The organism is Paenibacillus sp. FSL L8-0436, assembly GCF_038593025.1.
Lineage (GTDB): Bacteria > Bacillota > Bacilli > Paenibacillales > Paenibacillaceae > Paenibacillus_AQ.
This window is the reverse complement of the sequence record NZ_CP151955.1, coordinates 6415094-6439043: the sequence shown is the minus strand read 5'-3', so window position 1 is coordinate 6439043 and position 23950 is coordinate 6415094. Positions and strand designations below refer to the sequence as shown.

15 protein-coding genes, 16 tRNA genes and 2 rRNA genes are annotated in these 23950 nt (G+C 49.9%); 30 read left to right on the top strand and 3 right to left on the bottom strand.

Annotation, left to right across the window (positions count from 1 at the left end; all coding sequences use genetic code 11):
* Positions 1–20 precede the first annotated feature (20 nt).
* The 4 genes from NSS79_RS29725 to NSS79_RS29710 all read left to right on the top strand — a co-directional run bounded on the left by NSS79_RS29725 (position 21) and on the right by NSS79_RS29710 (position 4983).
* Positions 21–491 carry a GNAT family N-acetyltransferase gene (locus NSS79_RS29725; protein WP_342437231.1) on the top strand — a complete coding sequence of 157 codons (471 nt, stop codon included), beginning with the start codon at positions 21–23 and terminating at the stop codon, positions 489–491.
* 36 nt (positions 492–527) lie between these two features.
* Positions 528–2450, top strand: a complete 1923-nt coding sequence (locus NSS79_RS29720) for a DUF4097 family beta strand repeat-containing protein (protein WP_342437229.1) — start codon at positions 528–530, stop codon at positions 2448–2450.
* 123 nt (positions 2451–2573) lie between these two features.
* Positions 2574–3005 carry a Fur family transcriptional regulator gene (locus NSS79_RS29715; protein ID WP_038596527.1) on the top strand — a complete coding sequence of 144 codons (432 nt, stop codon included), beginning with the start codon at positions 2574–2576 and terminating at the stop codon, positions 3003–3005.
* Positions 3006–3255: 250 nt separating this feature from the next.
* Positions 3256–4983: a glycosyl hydrolase family 18 protein gene (locus tag NSS79_RS29710; RefSeq protein ID WP_342437228.1), complete on the top strand. Its 1728-nt coding sequence runs from the start codon at positions 3256–3258 to the stop codon at positions 4981–4983.
* Between the two features lie 78 nt (positions 4984–5061).
* On the opposite strand, the gene NSS79_RS29705 is transcribed toward NSS79_RS29710, so the two are convergent.
* Positions 5062–5427, bottom strand: a complete 366-nt coding sequence (locus NSS79_RS29705; RefSeq protein WP_038596523.1) for a DUF2614 family zinc ribbon-containing protein — start codon at positions 5425–5427, stop codon at positions 5062–5064.
* A gap of 129 nt (positions 5428–5556) precedes the next feature.
* Here NSS79_RS29705 and NSS79_RS29700 point away from each other — a divergent pair, with 129 nt between their 5' ends.
* From NSS79_RS29700 to NSS79_RS29600, 21 genes are all read left to right on the top strand, one after another.
* Positions 5557–6432 (top strand): nucleotidyltransferase-like protein, encoded by an 876-nt coding sequence (locus NSS79_RS29700; RefSeq protein ID WP_038596521.1) that lies wholly within the window; start codon positions 5557–5559, stop codon positions 6430–6432.
* A gap of 505 nt (positions 6433–6937) precedes the next feature.
* Positions 6938–8493, top strand: a 16S ribosomal RNA gene (locus NSS79_RS29695).
* Between the two features lie 245 nt (positions 8494–8738).
* Positions 8739–11666 (top strand): 23S ribosomal RNA (locus NSS79_RS29690).
* Together the 16S and 23S rRNA genes with 16 tRNA genes alongside form the textbook arrangement of a ribosomal RNA operon.
* 63 nt (positions 11667–11729) lie before the next feature.
* Positions 11730–11805 (top strand) — tRNA-Asn (locus NSS79_RS29685).
* 3 nt (positions 11806–11808) lie between these two features.
* Positions 11809–11901, top strand: a tRNA-Ser gene (locus tag NSS79_RS29680).
* Between the two features lie 17 nt (positions 11902–11918).
* A tRNA-Glu gene (locus tag NSS79_RS29675) sits at positions 11919–11993 on the top strand.
* A 55-nt stretch (positions 11994–12048) separates the two neighbouring features.
* Positions 12049–12124 (top strand) — tRNA-Val (locus tag NSS79_RS29670).
* A 33-nt stretch (positions 12125–12157) separates the two neighbouring features.
* Positions 12158–12234, top strand: a tRNA-Met gene (locus tag NSS79_RS29665).
* A gap of 4 nt (positions 12235–12238) precedes the next feature.
* Positions 12239–12316 (top strand) — tRNA-Asp (locus NSS79_RS29660).
* Positions 12317–12339: 23 nt separating this feature from the next.
* A tRNA-Phe gene (locus NSS79_RS29655) sits at positions 12340–12415 on the top strand.
* 18 nt (positions 12416–12433) lie between these two features.
* Positions 12434–12509 (top strand) — tRNA-Thr (locus NSS79_RS29650).
* A gap of 5 nt (positions 12510–12514) precedes the next feature.
* Positions 12515–12600, top strand: a tRNA-Tyr gene (locus tag NSS79_RS29645).
* Between the two features lie 5 nt (positions 12601–12605).
* Positions 12606–12679, top strand: a tRNA-Trp gene (locus NSS79_RS29640).
* A gap of 24 nt (positions 12680–12703) precedes the next feature.
* Positions 12704–12779: transfer RNA gene (locus NSS79_RS29635), tRNA-His, on the top strand.
* A 46-nt stretch (positions 12780–12825) separates the two neighbouring features.
* A tRNA-His gene (locus NSS79_RS29630) sits at positions 12826–12901 on the top strand.
* A gap of 20 nt (positions 12902–12921) precedes the next feature.
* Positions 12922–12996: transfer RNA gene (locus tag NSS79_RS29625), tRNA-Gln, on the top strand.
* A 4-nt stretch (positions 12997–13000) separates the two neighbouring features.
* Positions 13001–13075, top strand: a tRNA-Gly gene (locus NSS79_RS29620).
* Positions 13076–13082: 7 nt separating this feature from the next.
* Positions 13083–13156, top strand: a tRNA-Cys gene (locus NSS79_RS29615).
* Positions 13157–13191: 35 nt separating this feature from the next.
* Positions 13192–13273 (top strand) — tRNA-Leu (locus NSS79_RS29610).
* Positions 13274–13417: 144 nt separating this feature from the next.
* Positions 13418–13957, top strand: a complete 540-nt coding sequence (locus NSS79_RS29605) for an RNA polymerase sigma factor (protein ID WP_342437227.1) — start codon at positions 13418–13420, stop codon at positions 13955–13957.
* Complete coding sequence (locus NSS79_RS29600) at positions 13947–14759, top strand: hypothetical protein (protein ID WP_342437226.1); 813 nt, start codon at positions 13947–13949, stop codon at positions 14757–14759. Before NSS79_RS29605 ends, NSS79_RS29600 begins: the two co-directional genes overlap by 11 nt.
* Positions 14760–15775: 1016 nt before the next feature.
* On the opposite strand, the gene NSS79_RS29595 is transcribed toward NSS79_RS29600, so the two are convergent.
* A complete protein-coding gene (locus tag NSS79_RS29595) occupies positions 15776–16696 on the bottom strand; it encodes an aldo/keto reductase (RefSeq protein WP_342437225.1) in 921 nt (306 codons plus the stop codon).
* 153 nt (positions 16697–16849) lie between these two features.
* Here NSS79_RS29595 and NSS79_RS29590 point away from each other — a divergent pair, with 153 nt between their 5' ends.
* On the top strand, positions 16850–17230 hold the full coding sequence (locus tag NSS79_RS29590; RefSeq protein WP_342437224.1) for a MerR family transcriptional regulator: 381 nt from the start codon (positions 16850–16852) through the stop codon (positions 17228–17230).
* Between the two features lie 197 nt (positions 17231–17427).
* Here NSS79_RS29590 and NSS79_RS29585 read toward each other — a convergent pair whose 3' ends face one another.
* Positions 17428–18309, bottom strand: coding sequence for a helix-turn-helix domain-containing protein (locus tag NSS79_RS29585; protein ID WP_342437223.1), 882 nt, complete (start codon positions 18307–18309; stop codon positions 17428–17430).
* Between the two features lie 161 nt (positions 18310–18470).
* Between NSS79_RS29585 and NSS79_RS29580 the strand changes: the two genes are divergently transcribed.
* The 4 genes from NSS79_RS29580 to NSS79_RS29565 all read left to right on the top strand — a co-directional run bounded on the left by NSS79_RS29580 (position 18471) and on the right by NSS79_RS29565 (position 23829).
* Positions 18471–19871 (top strand): MATE family efflux transporter, encoded by a 1401-nt coding sequence (locus NSS79_RS29580; protein ID WP_342437222.1) that lies wholly within the window; start codon positions 18471–18473, stop codon positions 19869–19871.
* Positions 19872–20269: 398 nt separating this feature from the next.
* Positions 20270–21208: an ABC transporter permease subunit gene (locus NSS79_RS29575; protein WP_231578519.1), complete on the top strand. Its 939-nt coding sequence runs from the start codon at positions 20270–20272 to the stop codon at positions 21206–21208.
* Positions 21209–21232: 24 nt separating this feature from the next.
* A complete protein-coding gene (locus NSS79_RS29570; RefSeq protein WP_038596468.1) occupies positions 21233–22126 on the top strand; it encodes a carbohydrate ABC transporter permease in 894 nt (297 codons plus the stop codon).
* A gap of 104 nt (positions 22127–22230) precedes the next feature.
* Positions 22231–23829: an extracellular solute-binding protein gene (locus tag NSS79_RS29565; protein WP_342437221.1), complete on the top strand. Its 1599-nt coding sequence runs from the start codon at positions 22231–22233 to the stop codon at positions 23827–23829.
* Positions 23830–23950: the final 121 nt, after the last annotated feature.

Here is a 23950-nt window from a genome sequence, read left to right as displayed (position 1 = left end):
CATATAAGGGGACTGTGCGGATGAACACAATTATCAAGCTTGATCTGCAGGATGAGATCATTCTTAGTGAGCTATGGAGCCTTCAGCATAAAGCTTACCGGCTGGAAGCGGAGATGATCGGATTCCATGAAATCCCGCCATTGCTGGAGACCAGAGATATGATGAGCCAGTCTCAGGAGGATTTCTACGGCCGTTTCGACAGCAGCGGGGATCTGATGGGGGCTGTTGCCGTGCTGGAAGAGTCACCGGGCAAGCTGACTGTGACCCGAATGATGGTGAGTCCTGAGTATTTCCGCCAAGGGGTGGCCGGAAGCCTGCTGGAATTTATCTTTGCCCATTACCCGGGAATGGAGCAGTTTATTGTATCTACAGGGAAGCTCAATATTCCTGCAGTTACACTGTATACCAAACATGGGTTTATTCCAGCGGGACTAGAGGAAGTAGCACCGGGTGTGGAACTGATTGAATTTTATCGGAGTGGTATGCTTTGAAAGTAATACAATTCTTTATGGAAGGAGGAGCCCGAAATGAGTCCTGAACAGAAAGATGATTCCGCCAAGCTCCCGACAGAGGAAGGAATATATGATACAACTGCACAGGAGCAAGATGACGGGATAGAGCAGAAGAAGCCCTCGATTCCGCCCCGTCCAAAACGCCGTCCCCATCGTAAACGCAAATTTATTGCCGGACTGCTGTCCGCATTAATTCCGGGGACAGGACATCTATATTTCGGGCTTCTCCGCAAAGGGATTTCTTTCATCTTTCTTATCCTGCTTGATATTGCGGCGCTGCTGTATTTTTCGTCCATCGGTATGCAGATCAACGTTCCGCTGCTGATTTTGCTGGCCCTGATGATTCCGGTGCTGTATTTCTACAATGTGTTTGATGCCCTGCAGTCTGCTGACCGGATTTTGCGCTTTCCCGAGGAAGAGGATACTGAAACGCCAGCCCCTTCAAAATATGCCAAACGCCGTACCCTGGTGAGTGAGCCGGGAATCTCGTTTGGTTTGATGCTGCTCTTTGGCGGAGTGCTGCTGTTCCTGTTCCGGCAGAAGCCGGACTGGCTGCAAATGTTCATCCAGGATTATGCGGGAACGGTAATTGCCGCGGTGCTGATCGTCGGCGGTTTTTTACTGGGAGTCCGTGAGGTTGCGAAGGGATTATCCAGGAGCAGAGGCAATGAGCGGCGCATCCGCCGTGTCGGCAGATATACGGCTGCAGTACTGCTTGCCAGTGTCGGCGTTCTTTTGCTGATGGATGCAAGAGATGGAACACATAATATGCTGCTGCTGTTAAAATGGTGGCCCGTTATACCAGTGCTGTGGGGTGCGGAATACCTGCTCATTTACCTTTTCTCAGGCCGCAGAGGTCAGACTGCCTATGGTTCAAGAACCCGGATGGATTTGCGTGGGCTGTTCTCATCCGTTATTTTGGCCGCCAGTGTATTTATCGTGGCAGAGCAGGAGCATTATTTGCATTTATGGAACCGGGTCAGCCTTAACCTTACCGCTGCAGCAGTGGATTACGGCGAAGCCAAGGGCAGCCATTTTCAAAAGCCCCCATTAATCGTACCGGTTGAGCTGGGCACTTCCAAACTAACTGTTGATGCCATCAACGGCGACATTATGATTCACCGAGCCCCGGTGGAGGATATTGAAATCACGGCTACAGTATGGGTGGATCAGCTTGATGGTGCAGTGGCAGAGGCGATATCGGAGCAGTCCTTTGTGGAGGTCATTGAAGGTTCTAACATCAAAGTCACCCCAAAAACCAAGACTTATGGAGACTCCGGGAAACGCCAGCCGCGCATGGATCTTGACATTTCGCTTCCGGAGGACCGCCGCTTTAATCTGGAGGTACGGACGATGAATGGCGGAATTACGCTGCAGAATGTGGAAGCCATTGAGGATATCTCTCTGGAGACCGGCAACGGCGCGATTGTTCTATACCGCATATACGGAAATGTAAAAGGAAAGACACTAAACGGGGAAGCCCGTGCCAGAACGGTTCAAGGGGACGTTGAGATGTCAACGAGCGGCGGGAATATGGCGGCTTGGGATGTTACAGGGGCATTGAAGCTGTCGACCGCTGTAGGCAATATAACGGCATCCGGCAACGGTGGTGAAATGGATCTGTCCAGCAAGAATGGCAATCTGGTAATTGACGGAGCGATGACTAAACTGCATGCAGAATCCCTAAATGGCAAAATAAATGCCCGATCAGAGTCCGTCGGCGGTGACTGGGATATTTACAGCGCAGTTGGCGACATAGATCTTTACGTGCCTTTATTCGGCGATTATAAGGTGGACGGATCCAGCGGTTATGGAGATATCGACACCGACCTGCCAGAGCTGACGATCGACAAAAAGACAATTTCCGGAAAAATCGGCAATGGCGAGTTCAAACTGCGCGTAGAAGGAAACAGCAACCTAAATGTGAGGAAATATTGAAAAAAGTAATTTTTATTATATAATAATGAATATAATGTATCGACTCCGTTGACAACATCGAAAGTCCGGTCTTACAATTACTTTATAGCTTTATTATGTTTTATTTTAAAGGCGGTGGAATTGATGGGTAGTGGCGTACAGCATGCATTGGAACAACTGAAGACTACCGGTGTCCGTATTACGCCTCAGCGTCATGCGATTCTTACTTATCTGATGGAAGCGTTGAATCATCCTACGGCAGACGATATTTACCGTGCGCTTGAGCCGCAGTTTCCGAGCATGAGTGTGGCAACTGTATATAACAATCTAAAGATGTTCATGGAAGCCGGTATGGTTCGCGAGTTGACTTATGGTGACAATTCAAGCCGTTTTGATGCAAATGTATCCGATCATTATCATGTCATCTGCCAGGTGTGCGGGAAGATCGAAGATTTCAGCTACGCCTCGCTGCATGAAGTGGAGCAGGCTGCCGAACAGGCTACAGAGTTTAAGATCCATGGTTTGCGGATGGAATTGTACGGTGTGTGCAAATGCTGCAGCGACAAGAAACATTGAGATAACAGATTAGAATAACATTATGGGTATAATCGACTGCGATGTTTCGGACTGCAGGAGATTTGCCGGTTTTTCCAAAACGTGCGGAATCCGGAAGCGGAGGCTGCACGTTTTTTTGATAATTCTGCTATGACTTACTTAATCTATAAATAACTTCTAGTAGATTTTCGCAACCAAAGAGACTCACATAGCGTATACTTAAGATTGGTTATACGCGCACTCAAATAACTAAATATGTGGAGGATACATTTTGGACAGAAGACAGAGACAAAGACAAAGACGCACCAAGAAGCGTGGAGGTCTTTTTCGCCGTTTATTAGGGCTTGTCATAATAGCCGCCGCTGCTTACTGGATTGTATTTTATGTACTGCCGAACCGGCAGCATATTGATCCTGACTGGAAAGGGATGGAACACCCCATTTTTGTCAAAGGAGAGTTTACAGGTTTTGACGCTAACGGTACAGGAGAGAGTCTGCTGCTGCCGCTTCCGCTTTTGCAGAAGTATGTGGATTCTTCCATTCGTTATGAAGAGGAGAGCAAATCAGCCATTCTTTCGACTGAGAGTGAACTTCTATATATGCAAGAGAATTCAACCTCCGCCAGCCTGAACAACCAGCCGATTCAGCTTCGGCTTGCTCCTGAAGAAAAGGATGGAGTGACCTATCTTCCGGCTGACACCCTCGAAGATCTATATGGTTTTGAGGTAGAAGAGGATAGTGATACCGGAGCTGTACTGCTGATGACTGCCGGGGAGACGGTTCCGCTGGGCAAAGTGAAGGGTGAGGAAGGCGGCAGAACGAAGGCACTGCGCAGTGAGGCGTCGATTCATGCCCCCATTATCGCGGATATGCCTCCGGGAGCCGTAGTGAGGATCTGGAAGGCTGACAACCCCGACTGGCTGTATGTGCAGTTGAGCAGTGGTTATACGGGATATGCCAAAGCAGGTGACATTCTGTCAGACGGGCAAAAAACTGTAGAAGACAAAACTTCCACACCGTCGAGAGCGGAACGCAACTGGAAGGGCAAGCCGGTAAATCTGTTCTGGGAAGCAGTATACGAGCGTAAACCGGATCCGGCTAAGTTCGGTGAATTGCCCGGAGTCAATGTGGTCAGCCCTACGTGGTTTGAGATTGTAGACGTACAGGGCAATGTGCGCAGTAAAGCGGACAAGGCTTACGTGCAGTGGGCGCACAAGCAGGACATGGAAGTCTGGGCTCTGCTCAGCAACAGCTTTGATGCCGATCTGACGACTGAGGCCTTAGCGAGCTATGAGAAGCGGATGAATACGATCGTACAAATGCTGGAGTTTGCTGATTTATATGATCTGGATGGTATCAATATCGACTTTGAGAATGTATACACCAAAGACGGTGAGAATGTTACGCAGTTTATGCGGGAGCTGAAGCCAATGGCCCAAGCCAAAAATCTCATTGTCTCCATTGATGTGACGCCTAAATCGAAGAGTGAAATGTGGTCTTTGTTTCTGGACCGGCGCGCACTCGGTACAGTCGTTGATTTCATGATGGTCATGGCGTACGATGAGCACTGGGCATCCAGTCCAAAGTCGGGCTCTGTGTCCTCGCTGCCTTGGGTGGAGAACTCCATCAGCCGCATTATCGAGGAAGACGAGGTGCCTGCCGAGAAATTGATTCTCGGTGTCCCGCTGTATACCCGTATCTGGTCGGAAACAACAGAAAAGGGTAAAACCAAGGTGAGCTCCAAGGCCGTGAGCATGAATGCGGTTCAGGAGATTCTTACTGAGAAGAAGCTGACACCGAAGCTTGATAAGGATGCGGGACAGAATTACGTTGAGTACAAGGAAGACGGGATTCTCCGCAAAATATGGATAGAGGATAAGCTCTCATTACAAGGGAGAGTTAAACTTGCCAAATCGTTTGGACTTGGCGGAGTGGCCTCATGGACACGCAGCCTGGGCAATCAGGAAGCCTGGGAGGCCCTGCAAACCATTCATCAATAATATATTCTGTCAGTAAGAGAACAAAGGGGCTCCCAGTCTGGGAGCCCCTTGTTTGTATGATTCATTCATCAGCTGTCGTTATTGCTTGAGTTGCTGAGTTTCGAGCTGCTCTGCAGTTATCGTAGCCTGCGCCGGATCCCTTGTCAGAAGGGTATGGCAGAACATGCAGCGGTCTGTTTTCCCGAGCATCTTGGTCAGTTTGTGGCATTCCGGACATTCCAGCTGGACTGCGCTGGTCGACAGCATGCCTGCCCAGAAATAAATGGCGAGACTTGCCATCATGGAGATCAGACCGATGACCAGACCGATAGCAGCGAATACTTTGCCTGCTGATCCCCAGAATACGATGCCTGCCGTTCCTAGAATCATGAGTCCCATTCCAAGCATGGTAAGCAGTAGTCCCCAGGTGCGAAAAGCATTGATTTTAGCCGATTTTAGCTTCATGAGTATTTACTCCTAACTAAAATATAGTTCGGTCGTCCAGGAGGAACTGATTTGAATATGTAGAATATTATTATTTAAGAGGATTATAACTGACTGGACGCAAAATCGCCAAATTTGATGGAGGGAAGTATGGAACTATCCAATTTGACCCTGTTGAGTGGAGAAACGTTTGATGAGAATGTTCTGGGAGCTGTCACTTTGAGGCAGAAGGGTAATGCTCCGTTTCAGAGTGCGCTTCTTCATGACTTCGATATGGTAGTGCTGATGCTGCATGAAGATGAAGAGAAAGAACGGACTATAACCCATACCATTGCTGGTGACCGGCGCACGCAGTCTGTGCATGTAGGCTTATCTGCCTTGGAACGGGCTGTAATGGCGGGTGATAACAATGAACTTCTTACCAGCTTAATTGCTGGAGATGTGATTTGGGACCCCAAGGGAATATTAGGGGATATGCGCAGAGAGATTATGCAATTCCAGGGCCCGCTAAGAGAGCGGGTGCTGTTTATGGAATTTGCCCGCTTTCTGCATATGTATGTTAAATCCAAACGATATCTGGAAGCAAACTGTACCATGGATGCCTACAACTGTGTTTTGATCGCTTTGTATCATTGGGCGCGGATTGAAGTCAGTGAAGCGGGATTTTTCCCCGACCCTGCAGTATGGGAACAAGTCAAGAGTCTGAACACCCCTGTTCACAAGCTGTATGAAGAGCTTACGGTGAGTACCGAAACTCTGGATCAACGAGTCGAACTGATTCTGCTTGCCTGTGAATTTGCCCTAATGTCGAAGATGTCTGATTGTTGCGGATTGCTTTTGAATATCTTGGGCAGCCGAAAGGAATCATGGAGTATCAAAGAATTACTGCAGCATTCGGGCCTCAGCCAATTGGAAGCTGAACTGCCGCTTGTACTGCGCAAGCTTGTTTCCCGTTCACTAATAAGAGAGATTACTTCCTGGGCGGATGATGCCGGCGACGGTCATGCGGTACGTTACACCCGGTAAAGATAAAGAGCAAGATAGAGTGGCTTTCCATAACGGGATGTTCCACCTGACAAAAGAGCATATGCTGTAGGATAGGGAGAGGCCGGGCGCTCTCTTTTTTTATTTGTACAGTTTCTGAATGAGATGATAAACGCAGGGAATATTTATAGTTGACTCTTATGTTAATGGTGTGTTAAATTATAACTCGGCCCTCAGACACAATGACAAGCTGCAAAGCAAGCGTAAATCAACCGGAAAAAGAAATTAAAAAAAAGGTTGACTAAAACGAGGTTGCTGTGATATATTATAAAGGTCGCTGCTGACAAGCGCCGACAACAAAAAACAAGAACTTGATCTTTGAAAACTGAACAACGAGTGAGTATGGAAATCACGCAAGTGAGATCCAAAATTAGAGAATATAAATTCTCGTCAGATGTTTCAAATTGAGCAATCGCTCTTTTCAATATCTTTTTCGGATAGTTATTTTCTCGGAGTAATTCGGGTGAAGTAACCGCTCGAAAAAACCAATTTGGAGAGTTTGATCCTGGCTCAGGACGAACGCTGGCGGCGTGCCTAATACATGCAAGTCGAGCGGAGTTATGAAGGAGCTTGCTCCGGATTAACTTAGCGGCGGACGGGTGAGTAACACGTAGGCAACCTACCTCTTTGACTGGGATAACTACCGGAAACGGTAGCTAATACCGGATAATTCCTTTGTTCACATGGACGAAGGATGAAAGGCGGAGCAATCTGCTACAAGGAGATGGGCCTGCGGCGCATTAGCTAGTTGGTGGGGTAACGGCTCACCAAGGCGACGATGCGTAGCCGACCTGAGAGGGTGAACGGCCACACTGGGACTGAGACACGGCCCAGACTCCTACGGGAGGCAGCAGTAGGGAATCTTCCGCAATGGGCGAAAGCCTGACGGAGCAACGCCGCGTGAGTGATGAAGGTTTTCGGATCGTAAAGCTCTGTTGCCAGGGAAGAACGTCCGGTAGAGTAACTGCTACCGGAGTGACGGTACCTGAGAAGAAAGCCCCGGCTAACTACGTGCCAGCAGCCGCGGTAATACGTAGGGGGCAAGCGTTGTCCGGAATTATTGGGCGTAAAGCGCGCGCAGGCGGCTATTTAAGTCTGGTGTTTAAACCTTGGGCTCAACCTGAGGTCGCACTGGAAACTGGGTGGCTTGAGTACAGAAGAGGAAAGTGGAATTCCACGTGTAGCGGTGAAATGCGTAGATATGTGGAGGAACACCAGTGGCGAAGGCGACTTTCTGGGCTGTAACTGACGCTGAGGCGCGAAAGCGTGGGGAGCAAACAGGATTAGATACCCTGGTAGTCCACGCCGTAAACGATGAGTGCTAGGTGTTAGGGGTTTCGATACCCTTGGTGCCGAAGTTAACACAGTAAGCACTCCGCCTGGGGAGTACGGTCGCAAGACTGAAACTCAAAGGAATTGACGGGGACCCGCACAAGCAGTGGAGTATGTGGTTTAATTCGAAGCAACGCGAAGAACCTTACCAGGTCTTGACATCCCTCTGAATCCACTAGAGATAGTGGCGGCCTTCGGGACAGAGGAGACAGGTGGTGCATGGTTGTCGTCAGCTCGTGTCGTGAGATGTTGGGTTAAGTCCCGCAACGAGCGCAACCCTTGACTTTAGTTGCCAGCAGGTAAGGCTGGGCACTCTAGAGTGACTGCCGGTGACAAACCGGAGGAAGGTGGGGATGACGTCAAATCATCATGCCCCTTATGACCTGGGCTACACACGTACTACAATGGCCGGTACAACGGGAAGCGAAGCCGCGAGGTGGAGCCAATCCCAGCAAAGCCGGTCTCAGTTCGGATTGCAGGCTGCAACTCGCCTGCATGAAGTCGGAATTGCTAGTAATCGCGGATCAGCATGCCGCGGTGAATACGTTCCCGGGTCTTGTACACACCGCCCGTCACACCACGAGAGTTTACAACACCCGAAGTCGGTGGGGTAACCCGCAAGGGAGCCAGCCGCCGAAGGTGGGGTAGATGATTGGGGTGAAGTCGTAACAAGGTAGCCGTATCGGAAGGTGCGGCTGGATCACCTCCTTTCTATGGAGAATCGTCACCTGCAACGGTGACATTCAAATCGGAAGCTCAGCTTCCAAAACTCAGGTTTAGGCCTGTTACTCACTCGTTGGTCAGTTTTGAGAGTTTAAGCTCTCAAGTAACACCTTGATCCTTGAAAACTGGATACCGAAACGAATTTGCGTTTTAGAACATCTTTTAGCTGAAACTTGTGTGAACAAGTTTTAATTAATAGTGATACTAGCGATTTTCCTAAGGGAAAACGCATTGGTTAAGCTAATAAGAGCACACGGAGGATGCCTAGGCGCCAGGAGCCGACGAAGGACGTGGCGAACAACGAAACTGCCTCGGGGAGCTGTAAGCAAGCTTTGATCCGGGGGTGTCCGAATGGGGAAACCCAGCTGTGGTAATTCGCAGTTACTTCTCTCTGAATACATAGGGGAGATAGAGGCAGACCAGGGGAACTGAAACATCTAAGTACCCTGAGGAAGAGAAAACAATAGTGATTCCGTCAGTAGCGGCGAGCGAACGCGGAACAGCCTAAACCAAGGGGCTTGCCCCTTGGGGTTGTGGGACGTCTCACATGGAGTTACAAAGGAATATGGTAGGCGAAGAGGTCTGGAAAGGCCCGCGATAGAGGTAAAAGCCCTGTAGCCTAAACTGTGTTCTCTCCGAGACGGATCCCGAGTAGTGCGGGGCACGTGAAACCCCGTATGAATCCAGCAGGACCATCTGCTAAGGCTAAATACTACCTGGCGACCGATAGTGAAACAGTACCGTGAGGGAAAGGTGAAAAGCACCCCGGAAGGGGAGTGAAATAGAACCTGAAACCGTGTGCTTACAAAAAGTCAGAGCCCGATCTAGGGGTGATGGCGTGCCTTTTGTAGAATGAACCGGCGAGTTACGTTTAACATGCAAGGTTAAGGTGAGAAGCCGGAGCCGCAGCGAAAGCGAGTCTGAATAGGGCGAATGAGTATGTGGACGTAGACCCGAAACCGTGTGATCTACCCCTGTCCAGGGTGAAGGTGCGGTAACACGCACTGGAGGCCCGAACCCACGTATGTTGAAAAATGCGGGGATGAGGTGGGGGTAGCGGAGAAATTCCAATCGAACTCGGAGATAGCTGGTTCTCCCCGAAATAGCTTTAGGGCTAGCCTCGGTGAATGGAGTGGTGGAGGTAGAGCACTGATTGGGTGCGGGGCCCGCAAGGGTTACCAAGCTCAGTCAAACTCCGAATGCCATTAACTTCTTGCCGGGAGTCAGACAGTGAGTGCTAAGATCCATTGTCAAAAGGGAAACAGCCCAGACCATCAGCTAAGGTCCCCAAGTGTGTGTTAAGTGGGAAAGGATGTGGAGTTGCACAGACAACCAGGATGTTGGCTTAGAAGCAGCCACCATTGAAAGAGTGCGTAATAGCTCACTGGTCGAGTGACTCTGCGCCGAAAATGTAACGGGGCTAAACACACCACCGAAGCTATGGCTAGATACGATGTATCTGGGGTAGGGGAGCGTTGTATGCAGGTTGAAGGTGTACCGTAAGGAGCGCTGGACAGCATACAAGTGAGAATGCCGGTATGAGTAACGAAAAGATCAGTGAGAATCTGATCCGCCGAAAGCCCAAGGTTTCCTGAGGAAGGCTCGTCCGCTCAGGGTAAGTCGGGACCTAAGGCGAGGCCGAAAGGCGTAGTCGAAGGACAACAGTTTGAAATTACTGTACCACCGTAATCCGCTATGAGCGATGGGGTGACGCAGGAGGGTAGTGACGCGGACTGATGGATGTCCGTCTAAGCAGTGAGGCTGGTGTGTAGGCAAATCCGCACACCATTAAGGCTGGGCTGTGATGGGGAGCGAAAATTGTAGTAGCGAAGGTCATGATCTCACACTGCCAAGAAAAGCCTCTAGCCAGGAGAAGGTGCCCGTACCGCAAACCGACACAGGTAGGCGAGAAGAGAATTCTAAGGCGCGCGGAAGAACTCTCGTTAAGGAACTCGGCAAAATGACCCCGTAACTTCGGGAGAAGGGGTGCCTCGGTAGGGTGAATAGCCCGAGGGGGCCGCAGTGAAAAGGCCCAAGCGACTGTTTAGCAAAAACACAGGTCTGTGCGAAGCCGCAAGGCGAAGTATACGGGCTGACGCCTGCCCGGTGCTGGAAGGTTAAGGGGAGCGGTTAGGACTTAGTCCGAAGCTGTGAACCGAAGCCCCAGTAAACGGCGGCCGTAACTATAACGGTCCTAAGGTAGCGAAATTCCTTGTCAGGTAAATTCTGACCCGCACGAATGGCGTAACGACTTGGGCGCTGTCTCAACGAGAGATCCGGTGAAATTTTAATACCTGTGAAGATGCAGGTTACCCGCGACAAGACGGAAAGACCCCATGGAGCTTTACTGCAGCTTGATATTGAATTTGGGTACGATCTGTACAGGATAGGTGGGAGCCGTAGAGGCAGGAGCGCAAGCTTCTGCGGAGGCGCCGTTGGGATACCACCCTGATCGTATCTAGGTTCTAACCTGGTACCCTAATCGGGTACGGGGACCGTGTCAGGCGGGCAGTTTGACTGGGGCGGTCGCCTCCTAAAGAGTAACGGAGGCGTTCAAAGGTTCCCTCAGAATGGTTGGAAATCATTCGAAGAGTGCAAAGGCATAAGGGAGCTTGACTGCGAGACCAACAAGTCGAGCAGGGACGAAAGTCGGACTTAGTGATCCGGTGGTACCGCATGGAAGGGCCATCGCTCAACGGATAAAAGCTACCCTGGGGATAACAGGCTTATCTCCCCCAAGAGTCCACATCGACGGGGAGGTTTGGCACCTCGATGTCGGCTCATCGCATCCTGGGGCTGAAGTAGGTCCCAAGGGTTGGGCTGTTCGCCCATTAAAGCGGTACGCGAGCTGGGTTCAGAACGTCGTGAGACAGTTCGGTCCCTATCTGTCGTGGGCGCAGGAAATTTGAGAGGAGCTGTCCTTAGTACGAGAGGACCGGGATGGACGTACCGCTGGTGCATCAGTTGTTCCGCCAGGAGCATGGCTGAGTAGCTACGTACGGACGGGATAAGCGCTGAAAGCATCTAAGCGTGAAGCCCCCCTCAAGATGAGATTTCCCAATTAGTAAGACCCCTTGAAGACGACGAGGTAGATAGGTTGGAGGTGGAAGTGCAGCAATGCATGGAGCTGACCAATACTAATCGGTCGAGGGCTTATCCAACAATTTAAGACGCAGATTCGCTTCGGATTCAGTTTTCAGGCGATCAAGCCTGATATGTAGTATTCCCTGATAGCTCAGTTGGTAGAGCACTCGACTGTTAATCGAGTTGTCACAGGTTCGAGTCCTGTTCGGGGAGCCATATGGAGAGGTGTCCGAGTTTGGCCGAAGGAGCACGATTGGAAATCGTGTAGGCGCCACAAGCGTCTCGAGGGTTCGAATCCCTCTCTCTCCGCCACAAATTTTTAAAGATATGGCCCGTTGGTCAAGGGGTTAAGACACCTCCCTTTCACGGAGGTAACATGGGTTCGAATCCCATACGGGTCACCATTTCTCCACTTGATTTTATCTAGTGGAATTGCTACAATAACACTTGTTTGTTTATGGAGGCTTAGCTCAGCTGGGAGAGCATCTGCCTTACAAGCAGAGGGTCGGGGGTTCGATCCCCTCAGCCTCCACCATTGTAACTTTTAAATGAATACTTTTCTTACTGACGCGGGGTGGAGCAGCCCGGTAGCTCGTCGGGCTCATAACCCGAAGGCCGCAGGTTCAAATCCTGCCCCCGCAACCAATTTGGAACCGTGGTGTAGTTGGCCTAACATGCCTGCCTGTCACGCAGGAGATCGCGGGTTCGAATCCCGTCGGTTCCGCCATCAATACCTTAACAAACTTATATGGCTCGGTAGCTCAGTCGGTAGAGCAAAGGACTGAAAATCCTTGTGTCGGGGGTTCGATTCCCTCCCGCGCCACCATTTTATTTAACCGAATATGCCGGTGTAGCTCAATTGGTAGAGCAACTGACTTGTAATCAGTAGGTTGGGGGTTCAAGTCCTCTCGCCGGCACCATCTGTGGAGGCTTAGCGAAGTGGCCAAACGCATCAGACTGTAAATCTGCTCACGTACGTGTTCGGTGGTTCGAATCCATCAGCCTCCACCATCTTTAGGGGCATAGTTTAAAGGTAGAACAACGGTCTCCAAAACCGTTGGTGTGGGTTCAATTCCTGCTGCCCCTGCCAATGAAAATTTTAAAGCTTAATATGGCGACCGTGGCGAAGGGGTTAACGCACCGGATTGTGGTTCCGGCATTCGTGGGTTCGAGACCCATCGGTCGCCCCATTTCTTTAAAATAGGATTGGCAAATTGTTAGTAACAGCTTCATATGGCGACTGTGGCGAAGGGGTTAACGCACCGGATTGTGGTTCCGGCATTCGTGGGTTCGAGACCCATCAGTCGCCCCATTTTTTTTCTAAAATGTTATTGGGGATTAGCCAAGCGGTAAGGCAACGGACTTTGACTCCGTCATGCATAGGTTCAAATCCTATATCCCCAGCCATTTTGCGGACGTGGCTCAGCGGTAGAGCATCGCCTTGCCAAGGCGAGGGTCGCGGGTTCGATTCCCGTCGTCCGCTCCATTTTTGTGGCGCCATAGCCAAGTGGTAAGGCAAAGCTCTGCAAAAGCTTTATCCCCAGTTCGAGTCTGGGTGGCGCCTCCATTATTTTTTGAACTGATTGTTATCATTATCTATACGCCGGCGTGGCGGAATGGCAGACGCGCTCGACTCAAAATCGAGTGGGAAACCGTGGAGGTTCGAGTCCTCTCGCCGGTACCAACTACAACCTTTAGAAGTCCATTGATATTATATCAATGGACTTTTTTGTGTTTTTATTAAGTGTAAAATCGAACTAAACAGCTGCCTCGCTGTGTATATACTATGACAGTTATTCAACAAGCCATATTTCGGAGGAGGGGTGAGATGAAAACACAAATAACAGAACAGAAGTTAACCCAGCTATTCAATGAGCATTCCGCTTATGTATATCGCACGGCTTTATTGTTAACCCGCTCTGAGGCGCTGGCTGATGATATTACTCAGGAGACCTTTATTAAAGTGATGAAAAAATACGATTTGTATGATGAAGGGCGGCCTTTTCGTCCCTGGATAAACCGGATCGCAGTGAACATTACGCGCAATATGCTGCGCAAGCAAACATGGTTCAAGCTGTTTGGCCAGCATATGCCGGAGGTGGTTGATACAGCAGGGGGACAGGGATTTGTTCCGGATAGCAGTCAAGAGGTCTGGCAGCATGTCGCCAAGCTGTCATTAAAATGCCGGGAGGTTATTGTACTGCATTATTATCAGGATTTATCCTTGGAGGAGGCGGCGCAAGTTTTGGGTATTCCGCTGGGGACATGCAAGTCAAGGCTGAATTCCGCGTTAAGTAAACTCAGGATCGTGATGAAACAGGATAGCGATAATGCACTTTTTCAAGGAGGCAAACTATATGAAAGATAATGTGCAAACCCGGATTTCACATGCGCTGAAGGATTCGGTGGAAAATAAAAACACCTCTGTGAGTGCAGCACAAATTTGGCATGAATCAAGGGGCAAGCGGACAATCGGTAAGCGGAGGATGGCGATAGTTGCGATGGCTGTGGTGCTATTCCTTGGCATTGTGCCTGCAGTTGGTTACTCCTATGTGAAGAACTATTTGGATTGGGGAAGTCAGGACTTCACGGTTCGAACCCCGGAGGACGATATCGTTTCAGATATGATGGAAGAGGAGACGAATTGGGAATCTCCGGTGGATATCTTCACACAGATACTTAAGGAAAAAGACAAATTAACGGCTGCAGAGGTACAGAAGCTTGCGTTTTATCCGCTGAGGTCGCTTGATCAGCTTGAAGGCTGGCACAAGACGGAAAGTGCAGGGTTTGTAAAATATCACTATTCTTATGCAGACAACTCTGGCAAGGACGAGGTTGTGACGCAACTCGGACCAGGCTTTGTGGAAATTTTCGAAAATGACAGCCAGCAACACATCGTTGTGGTGCAGGGTACAGATTATAATTTGTGGAACAAGCCCGAGCCGCGCAAGAAGTCGGATCGTATGTCTTATTCTTATCCGGCCAGCTGGAAGTTTGTAGAAGGTTTTGGAGAGGATGTTGCCTTGATCAGAGCGCACAATTCCGGGTGGAAAGAGATGCATCTTTATCATGAAGAAAAAAATAAAACTGTGACAATTTTCGAATTCCACGGGATGGAGGAGCAATTGCTGATTGATTTGGCCCACCGTTATTTGTTACTGGCGGAATAGCAAGCTATTGTGTCATTTAAAGCGGCATTTAAATGGTGATAGGCAAAGGGCGGAAAAGGGCGGCGAAGGGGTGTGCTAGGCTAGAGAAACGAAAGCAGTTGCTTTCAAAATCCGAATTTTGAATATATAGATTGAACTTAAAAACTTGAAATAAGGGAAAGGAGCAACGGAGGGGGATTTTGGAACTGGAGGAGCGATAGCGACCGCCTTTGTCACCGGATTTCCACCGCAAATAGCGGGTTAAATCAAGAAATCTGGGGACAACAGCGGCCGGAAGTCCAAATATTCACCGTAGTTGCGACTGATCCTGTACTCTAAAACCTTAAGTTCAATCTATATATTGTAATACTATCTCCTGATCTGCGTATATACACTCCAGCTATTTACAAAGTGGCCGATGGAGAATATAAGGGCAGGGACAACAAAGAGATAAGAGTGCAGCCAATATGCCATAAGGACAAAATACAGCATTGGGAAGAGGGCCATTGGTATTGGGATAGGACCTAGGGGTTTAAACAATAATGAAAACTCTCGCCCGCCCCCAAAAAAGCGAATCCAGCATAAGTAATAAATTATGAGGCAGATCCCCATTAGTAGTGTTATATAGTCTATAGGTTGCTCTGCAATCTTTCGCCCATAGAGGATAGGCAGAACAAAACAAGTGATTTGGCCAATCCGTTCGAATACCGTAAAGAGAATAGAGGTAGAGGTTAATTTAGGAATAGATCTTGGGGCAAAACGTAATAAAAGAATGTTTGGCAATAAAATCAGAAGCGATATCAGAAACCCCTTATAGTGTAACCCCATCTGCAAGCTCCGTTCTACTTATCCTTTAGAAATAAAATATCCCAGTGCATGAAAAAGGTCAATTAGATTATGTACGCTGTTGATCCATGATAATTTCAGAAAGGTTGTTAATACCAAAAAGTACTCCGGTAACCTTAAGCGGCTTCTGGAGTACTCTTTGTTTGTTTACAGGTGTTCTTAAGCTATGGCTGGTCCAGAAATGGGACAAGTTAAGGAAGCTTGTTGCCCGCTGCACGATAAATCTCGTACCATTCCTGACGGGTCAGTGTGATATCCGACGCTTTGGCAATATCAAGCAGACGCCGGGTATTGGTCGTGCCCACGATCGGCTGCATGTTGGCCGGATGTCTGAGCAGCCAGGCAATCGCAATGGCGGTGTCGGCAACCTCTTTTTCAGCGGCCAGACGGCCAATGACTTCATTCAACTCAGGGAACTTCTCGTTGCCCAAGAATACACCTTCAAAGAAGCCGTATTGGAATGGCGACCAAGGCTGGATGGTCATATCATGCAGGCGGCTGTACTCCAAAATGCCTCCATCATGTACAACTGAACCGGAGTTGGTCATGTTGACGTTGAAGCCGGCGTCAATCATGCCTGAGACCATAATGCTAAGCTGCAGCTGGTTGAAGAGCAGCGGCTGTTTGACATTTTTTTTGAGCAGCTCGATTTGCAGCGGGTTCAGGTTGCTGACACCAAAGTGCTTGACCATGCCTTTTTGCTCCAGGAGATCAAAGGCTTCAGCTACTTCCTCCGGCTCCATCAGCGTGTCGGGGCGGTGCAGCAGGAGCACGTCTACATAATCGGTCTTCAGGCGCTTCAGGCTGTTCTCTACCGACTGGACAATATGCTCTTTGGAGAAGTCGAAAAAGCCTTGGCGGATTCCGCATTTCGTCTGGATCATCAGCTGATCGCGCATGCCCGGGCTGGCGGCCAGTACGTCGCCAAATACTTCTTCAGCTTTGCCGGCGGCATAAATATCCGCATGGTCAAAAAAGTCTATTCCGGCCTCCAGGGCACTGTGAATATGCACGTCCGCTTCTTGTGGAGACAGATCGGCGATGCGCATGCAGCCTAAAGAAATCTGGGCGACCTCAAGCTGGCTGTTGCCTGCTTTAATTTTTTTTACCATTGTTTGCTCACTCCTCAAATGTAAGGTTCCTAGTAAAGTGTAGACCTTAGAGTTAACTGTAAGTCAATAGATTTTTAAAGCGCTTTTAATAGAACGCGAATGGTGTTACTTTAGAGATGGAACCAAAGCCAAAGGCGGAAGGGAGCTGTTATCATGGGATACAGCATCAAAACCATATCACAAAAAAGCGGTCTGAGCCAATATACGTTACGTTATTACGAAAGAGAGGGCGTACTGCCCGTGGTCGCCAGGGATGAGAACGGAAACCGTTGTTTTCACGATGAGGATCTGGAGCTGATTTCGTTAATCTGCTGCCTGAGGGATACCGGGATGCCGATCGCCGATATCAAACAGTTTATCTCGCTCTCCAAGGAAGGAAATAGCTCACTATCTGAGCAGCGGAAATTGCTGCAGGCTCATAAGCTGCATATTGATGAGAAGATTAAGTTTTTCCAGACCTTTGCGCAAAAGGTAGATCATAAAATTGCTTATTTTGCCTCGCTTGAGGAGGAGGCTAAGGCGGATTGCAAGTAATCTTACAGAGGTAGTCAGCGTCAGCGGTGGCTGCGTATTAAGGGATGAGGAGATGTACCCATTCGGGTGGGGGATCTGCATCTAAAGTTCAACCTATAGAGATTGATCCTAGCCCCTATCCGTTAGCTACGGATAGGGGCTTGTTTGCTTGCTGCGGCTATCCACATGGATACCCGCCCATCCGCAGCAGCATTTCATCAGGAGAAGCGCTGGCGGTATTGCCGCGGAGAGATCCCTTCCAGCTTCATGAAGCTGGAGCTGAAATAGGGAGCCTGGTTGAAGCCGACTTCTTCAGCGATCCGCGCGATGGGGAAGCTGGTCTGCATCAGCAGCAGCTTGCTCTGTTCAATGCGGTAGCGGAGCAGATATTCCATTGGAGAGCAGCCGTACTCCCTGTTCATACAGCGGGCAATATAGACCGGATGAAAATTCAGGCTGTCTCCCAGCATACCCGTCGTGATCTCCTCGCGGTAATGGGCACGCAGATAAGAGGCGGCTTGCTCGGCACAAGCGGTGGTCAAAGAGACGGTCTGCTCCCGGTGCATGGAGGCGGAGAGCTGCTGCAGAACCTCCTGGAACAGAATCTGCTGCTTGAAGCGGACTGAATCCAGGTGGGCATTGACCTTCAGCTGCTCCAGCTGGGCCAGCAGCTCTTCCATCCTGGCGGGCTGGAGCAGTGTCATGTACTGCGATAACCACAAGTTGAAGGTGCGGACATCAAACAGGGCGGAATGAGAGCACTCATCAAGTGTGTCCTCTGCCTTTAACGAGGCCGAAGGAACGGTAACCGGACTCCAGGTGCCGGAGGTCTGGAAGTGGAGCCAATAGTAGGAGGTGTCCTCCCGGCAGCCTTCGGTTCCAAAGTGATGGCAGTCCGGGCGGAGAATCAGCGCTTCTCCTGCCCGGACCTCGTATCTGCGGTCCTCCTCGCCGAGATAAAGGCAGCCCTCCCTGACGAACAGCAGATCAAACACCTGAATATGCTGGCGGTTCATATGGATATATCCCGGCAGGAAATAGGCAAGACCGCTGATGATGTAATGAGGCACGGGTGGACCGGTAAATTGAAGCAGGCTCATTAAGGACCCCCTTGATGCAGGTTTGGAAAATGAAAGTTTAGGTTTGGAATTTGCTACATTTCCCAGAGTATATCACCTATAATTTACTTCTAGCAAGGTGATTTATAAGCTTGCTGCAGCTGAATGTTATGAGTGTAACCGGTGAGGGGAGAGTTGAATTAGTGAAATCTGGAAGTGGAAGAGTTGGGCTGTGGATGCTGGCCTGGCCGATTTTTATAGAGATTTTTCTGCAGACGCTGCTTGGCACGGTGGATACGATCATGGTCAGCCGGATCTCCGATGATGCGGTTGCGGTAGTTGGAATTTCAAACCAGCTGTTTGGTGCGCTGACCACACTCTTCACAACCTTTGCGGGCGGGGCGGGCATTCTGATAGCCCAGCGTATCGGCTCGGGACGCCATGAGGATGCGCGCAGGATAGCGATCATGGGAGTTACGGCCAGCAGTGTGCTGGGGTTTGCGGTCAGCATCCTCCTGTTCCTGTTCTCGGACCCGATTGCGCGTGCACTTCATATCTCGGGCGGTCTGATTCCACTCGCACATGTCTATCTTACTTATGTCGGCGGAGGACTGTTTCTCGCCGGAATGACCGCTTCGCTCGGCTCGGCGATCCGCAATACCGGCAATACACGCGGGCCGATGTATACGGGAGTGGCCGTCAATGTGATCCATATTATTCTGAATTATATCCTGATCTTCGGAATGTTCGGGCTGCCGGAGATGGGGCTCGGCGGAATTGCCGTATCCAACGTAGTCAGCAGACTGCTTGGTGTCGTGGTGCTGCTGTATATGTTCAGCGGTGTTTTTGAACGCACAATCAGGCTGCGGGATTTCCGCACCTTTAGTAAGAAATTGTTCGGGGAGATTGTTAGAATCAGCTGGCCGCTGGGCCTGAACTCCTCTTCATGGGTGTTGTCACAGCTGGCGATCTATTCATTTCTGGCCTTGCTCGGGGCCAAGGAGCTGGCGGCCCGTACCTATCTGAATACGCTGGAATCCTTCTGTTTCACGCTGGGATATGCCATAGCCATGGCGGGGCAAATTCAGATTGCCCACCTCTTTGGCGCCCGGCAGATGAAGGAGGCATACCGTGGGGCGTACCGCACGCTTTATATCGGGCTTGCCATTGTAAGTGCCAATGTGCTGCTGCTGTTTCTCTTCGGCAGAACACTGCTGGGCTTCTTCACTGCTGACCAGGAGATAGTCTCGATTGGCGTATCACTGCTTGCCTTGAATCTGATTCTCCAGCCCTGCAAAATGCTCAATATGGCCATGGGCAACTGCCTCAATGCCATAGGAGACACCCGTTATACCATGGTAGTCTCCATCATCTCCATGTCGCTGATCGGGGTAGGCGGCTCTTACCTGTTTGGGATCAGCGCCGGATGGGGGCTGGTGGGCATCTATTGCTGCATGATTGCCGATGAAGCGGCAAGAGGGCTGCTGGTGCTGCGGCGCTGGCGGGCACAGAAGGTGCTGCGTGAGGCTGAAACGAAAGCCGCCGGGGGACAGCCGGTACGCAGCGGGAAGCGGAGCAAGGTTCTTTTTAAGATGGAGGGATAAAAGGTTCAAGCTGCTAGAAGACGCGATTCCCCCGGTTCTATCTTCAATCCGAAGAGGAGCCGGGGTTATTTGTATGCTCACAAAGCTGCCGGAAAGGTCCAAATTCTCACAATTCTGCACAAAAGTCTGAAAAGTACACTGCACGGTTAGCAACATAATGCAGGAATACCCTCAAGCTGCACTGTTCGCCGGAAGGGGGGGCTCCTATACTTGGGTCATACATTGGACGGCGCCGCTAAACGCAGCTGGAGTGTCCAAGCGGAGGCGGGAAATCGGCGCCGCTGCAACTTATATATAGGTATAGGAGAGTGAAGGCTTTGAGACAGCGCAAACGCAAGAATGGAATGCCGCTAGCCATTGAGCTTCCCTTAAAGGGAACGGGTCAGCTGTCATCACAGATGGGGGCCGGCATGAAAAAGAAGAAAAAAGGATTTCTGCATGAGCTAATCCATAACCGTGTTCTTTTTCTGATGCTGCTTCCGACACTGCTGTTTTTTCTGGTGAATTCGTATTTTCCGATGGTCGGAGTCTATTATGCATTTACCCAATTTGATTTCAATTCCGGACTGTTCGATGCACCGTTCGTGGGCCTCAAAAACTTTGAGTTTCTCTGGAAATCCGGGACATTGGTGAAGCTTACACTCAATACGATCGGTTACAATCTGGCATTTATCCTGCTGGGCAACGTGCTGGCGATTGTCTGTGCCATTCTGCTCAGCGAGCTGCGTGTCAAATGGTTCAAGAAGCTTACCCAGTCGATCATGTTCCTGCCGTATTTTGTCTCCTTCGTGATCCTGAGCGTTATCGTCTACAATGTGTTCAATTATGATAACGGTTTCTTGAATACCCTGCTTGCCCAGTTCGGAGCCGGTCCAGTGGATGTCTACAATAAACCGGTCGTCTGGATTTTCCTCATCATCTTGTTCTATCTCTGGAAAAACCTTGGTTATAGCATGGTAATCTACCTCGCGGCCATTACGGGGATCAGCGATGAGTACTATGAAGCGGCCAAAATTGACGGAGCGCATATTTTCCAGCGGATCTGGTATATCACGGTGCCCATGCTGAAATCGACCTTTGTTGTGCTGCTGCTGTTCTCGCTGGGCAGCATTATGAAAGGGCAGTTTGACCTCTTTTATCAGCTGATCGGCAACAATGGTGTGCTCTACAATACCACGGACATTCTGGATACGTATGTATTCCGGTCACTCAAGGTTACCTTTGATATCGGAATGGCGACTTCTGCGGGGCTGTACCAATCCCTGTTCGGCTTTATCCTGATCATGACGGTGAACTACATTATCCGCAGAATCAATGATGACTACGCGTTGTTCTAAAAGGTGGAATAGGAGGAAATGAGCATGCATATCAAAGACGACCATTATACAAGGATGCTGCAGGGGCTGGCTTACACCGTAATCATATTAGGTTCACTGGCCTGCCTGATTCCATTCCTGCTGATTATTTCGGCTTCCTTGACTGCCAATGATTCTATCATTAAGGATGGGTATCATTTTATACCGGCGCAATTCTCGCTGGAAGGCTACAAGACGGTGTTCACGTTCCCGGATGAGGTACTGCGGGCTTATGGCGTTACGCTGTTTACGACGGTGACGGGTACGGTGCTGGGGCTGTTTTTTATGACAATGGCCGGGTATGTGCTAGCCCGTAAAGACTTCAAATACCGCAATACGTTTTCCTTCTACATCTATTTCACAACCCTGTTCGGCGGGGGGCTGGTGCCTTGGTACATCATGATGACCAAATATCTGCATCTGACCGATTCGTATGGTGCGCTGATTTTTCCGGGGCTGATGACCCCGTTCCTGATTATTCTGATGAAGAACTTTATCCGTTCGGCCGTTCCTGAGGAGCTGTTCGAATCCGCCAAAATTGATGGGGCCGGTGATTTCAAAATCTACTGGCGGATCGTGCTCCAGCTGTCGATGCCCGGCATCGCCACGGTAGGCCTGTTTCTTGCCTTGGCTTATTGGAATGACTGGTTCTCGTCTTCGCTGTTCATCAATGATCCGCATAAGTATCAGCTGCAGTTCCATCTGTACAATGTAATCAACTCAGCGGCATTCATTGCCAACATGGGCGCCGGTACGGGTGTCAGCCTGGGAGCCGACCTGCCCACCGAGTCGACCAAGATGGCGATGGCGATTGTCGTTACCGGACCTATTCTGTTTCTGTATCCGTTCATCCAGCGTTATTTTGTAAAAGGCTTGACGATCGGGGCTGTAAAAGGTTAGAACCGTATGGTGGAGCACGCCATTACGGTGTGCCTGTTATCCGGCTAACATAGCGTCATATTCTGATAGATGTGCTGACAAACAAAACTTTAGGAGGGTTCATCATGAAAAAGAAAGCAGGCAGAAGATCACTGGTAACGCTTACGACAGCTGCGCTGGCTCTTTCGCTGCTCGCGGGATGCGGCGGCAATAACAGCAGCAACAACAGCGCAAGCAGCGAAACAGATGGTAATGCAGGCACAGCCGTGAAAACAGACAGCAGCACGGCAGCCCCGGCAGATACCGGAATTGACACTTCGAAGAAGGTGGAGCTGCAGTTCTATATGCTTGGGGATGCCCCTAAGGATCTGCCGGTGATCCAAGAGGAAATTAACAAGATGGCTCAGGAAGAACTGAATGCTACCGTTAAATTCAACTATACGAGCTGGACGGATTGGGACCAGAAATATAAGCTGCTGCTGTCTTCCGGTCAGGCGATTGATCTGATTTTTACAGCGGACTGGACCCAGTACCAATCCTATGCGAAACGCGGCGCGTTCCTGGCCATTGATGAATTGCTGCCAAAGGCGGCCCCGGAGCTGCAGAAATTTGTACCTGAGTCCATGTGGGAAGATGTGAAGGTGGATGGTAAAATCTATACGGTTCCTGCGACTTATAAAGAGTATGTGACCAACGGTTTCGTATGGCGGGAGGATCTGCGCAAGAAATACAATCTTCCACAGCCCACCGATCTGGCCAGCTATGAGGCCTATATGGACGGCATTGCCAAAAACGAGCCGGATATGATGCCAATGTCCCTCAACAGCGATATCGGCAATAATCTGCACTACATTTATACTGAACTGAACAAAATGGTTGGAGCGCTGCCTTATGGTATGGGTGTGAAGTATGAATCTCCTGCTACCGTATACACCTACTGGGGTTCCGATGAGCAAAAAGAAGAGCTGAAAACGATGAAACGCTGGGCAGACAAAGCCTTCATTCCTAAAAACGTGCTGAATATCAAAGACACGATGCAGGACCCGGTCACCTCCGGCAAAGCGGCCAGTATGTTCGGGGATAACCCGACACGCTATAATGACATGAAGATGAAGATCAGCACGACACATCCCGATTGGGAGCTGGGCTATTATCCGTTCGGGAAAACCACAGGTTATGCTACACCGGTACATCCGATACACAATGGTTTTGCTATTCCGAAGAACAGCAAAAATCCGGAAAGAGCACTTGCTTTCTATCAGAAGCTGGTCCTGGACAAACGGTATAACCAGTTGACGGAATACGGTATTGAAGGCAAGAACTACACCGTGGAGGACGGCTACTACAAACTGGTTGGCACCAGCCAATCCAATGGCTTCTCCCGTGAGGGGATGAACGGCTGGGCGTGGAGAAATCCGGAATTCATGCTGTTCGACAAAGGTTTTGATGGTGTGAAGGCTATCTTCGAAGAGTTGGACAAAATTCAGAAGCCTGACCTGTTCCTGGGCTTTGCGGAAGACTATTCCTCGTACCAGGCGGAAAAAGCGGCGCTGGAGCAAGTCGAGAAGCAGTACCTCTTCCCGCTTGAGGCAGGTCTAGTGGATGATATTGATAAAGGGCTGGAAACCTTTATGCAGAAGGCTAAGCAAGCCGGGCTGGAGAAGATCCAGGCCGAATGGACGAAGCAGTGGAACGCTTATGTGGCGGAGAAAGGTATTAAGTAGTGCAGAGATGCCCCGAAAGCCGATGGCTGGCGGGGCTTTTTGCTGCGCTTTGCTCGGGGAGTGGGGCATTTTGGTGCTGGGCCAGCTGCGTGGAATGTTTGGACTTTCGGCCGCTGGCGCT

What these genes read in the sequence shown, in the direction of transcription:
- NSS79_RS29725 (WP_342437231.1), top strand. Translation starts at nt 21, where the DNA reads ATGAACACAATTATCAAGCTTGATCTGCAGGATGAGATCATTCTTAGT.
- NSS79_RS29565 (WP_342437221.1), top strand. Translation starts at nt 22,231, where the DNA reads ATGAAAAAGAAAGCAGGCAGAAGATCACTGGTAACGCTTACGACAGCT.
- NSS79_RS29585 (WP_342437223.1), bottom strand. Translation starts at nt 18,309, where the DNA reads ATGAGCCTGCTTCAATTTACCGGTCCACCCGTGCCTCATTACATCATC.
- NSS79_RS29595 (WP_342437225.1), bottom strand. Translation starts at nt 16,696, where the DNA reads ATGGTAAAAAAAATTAAAGCAGGCAACAGCCAGCTTGAGGTCGCCCAG.
- NSS79_RS29570 (WP_038596468.1), top strand. Translation starts at nt 21,233, where the DNA reads ATGCATATCAAAGACGACCATTATACAAGGATGCTGCAGGGGCTGGCT.
- NSS79_RS29715 (WP_038596527.1), top strand. Translation starts at nt 2,574, where the DNA reads ATGGGTAGTGGCGTACAGCATGCATTGGAACAACTGAAGACTACCGGT.
- NSS79_RS29600 (WP_342437226.1), top strand. Translation starts at nt 13,947, where the DNA reads ATGAAAGATAATGTGCAAACCCGGATTTCACATGCGCTGAAGGATTCG.
- NSS79_RS29700 (WP_038596521.1), top strand. Translation starts at nt 5,557, where the DNA reads ATGGAACTATCCAATTTGACCCTGTTGAGTGGAGAAACGTTTGATGAG.
- NSS79_RS29705 (WP_038596523.1), bottom strand. Translation starts at nt 5,427, where the DNA reads ATGAAGCTAAAATCGGCTAAAATCAATGCTTTTCGCACCTGGGGACTA.
- NSS79_RS29575 (WP_231578519.1), top strand. Translation starts at nt 20,270, where the DNA reads ATGGGGGCCGGCATGAAAAAGAAGAAAAAAGGATTTCTGCATGAGCTA.
- NSS79_RS29590 (WP_342437224.1), top strand. Translation starts at nt 16,850, where the DNA reads ATGGGATACAGCATCAAAACCATATCACAAAAAAGCGGTCTGAGCCAA.
- NSS79_RS29605 (WP_342437227.1), top strand. Translation starts at nt 13,418, where the DNA reads ATGAAAACACAAATAACAGAACAGAAGTTAACCCAGCTATTCAATGAG.
- NSS79_RS29720 (WP_342437229.1), top strand. Translation starts at nt 528, where the DNA reads ATGAGTCCTGAACAGAAAGATGATTCCGCCAAGCTCCCGACAGAGGAA.